This window comes from Paenisporosarcina sp. TG-14, from assembly GCF_000297555.1.
GTDB classification, from domain to species: Bacteria; Bacillota; Bacilli; order Bacillales_A; family Planococcaceae; genus Paenisporosarcina; species Paenisporosarcina antarctica.
The window spans coordinates 1-897 of sequence record NZ_AMGD01000080.1; the positions used below are offsets into that span (position 1 = coordinate 1).

Below are 897 nucleotides of genomic sequence, written 5' to 3' on the forward strand. Positions count from 1 at the left end.
CCTGATTTTCTTTCTCTCTTCACATGAGGTCTATGTGGAGGGAGAAATTTTTTATAACCTAATTATGAGAAATTATTGGGACAGTGTATATCCGTGTCGATGAGTTAGATTCGTACGATGGACCCAGATTCTGTGGTTATTCATAGCTTTAACCAAAGGAGTTTACAAAGCTGTTTCAAGATTAACTCCGTAAAGTAAAGGATAAATACAGCAAATGGAAATGTTACTTATAAAGTTATTTCAAAGGGCCTTGTTTGAACATTCATATGTATCGGTTGAAGAAGCATTAAATGAATTATTTATCTAGAAAAAGATTCAAAGAACATAATCTTCACAAATAAAAAGAAGTTGATGAATCGATAATTCAATCTAATTTATTATTAAATTTAGTGCTTCTTAAATACTTCTATAGAATATTTTTTTGAAAAGGAGGTAGAAAATTTTGAGTATGAAAATAAAAAAAGTGCTAGTTGCAAATCGCGGAGAAATTGCCATCCGTATTTTCCGTGCTTGTACCGAATTAAACTTGGGTACCGTATCAATTTATTCAAGAGAAGACAGTGGTTCATTTCATCGGTATAAAGCAGATGAATCGTATTTAGTTGGAGATGGAAAAAAGCCAATTGATGCCTATTTAGATATTGAAGGAATATTACAAATTGCAAAAGATAGTAAATCTGATGCGATTCATCCTGGGTATGGATTTCTTTCTGAAAACGTAGATTTTGCAAGACGATGCGAAGAAGAAGGGATCATTTTTATTGGTCCAACCTCGACACATTTAGATATGTTCGGAGACAAGGTGAAAGCTCGTCACCAAGCTGTATTAGCTGGGATTCCCGTTATTCCAGGGACTGACGGACCTGTTCACTCCATAGAAGAAGTAAAAGCATTTGG

The 897-nt window shown here is 34.1% G+C and carries 1 protein-coding gene; it reads left to right on the forward strand.

Translation table 11 applies throughout. The features are described from left to right. Window positions 1-448 precede the first annotated feature (448 nt). Window positions 449-897: biotin carboxylase N-terminal domain-containing protein (locus C406_RS19745; protein ID WP_272943016.1), on the forward strand; the 449-nt coding region annotated here is incomplete at its 3' end.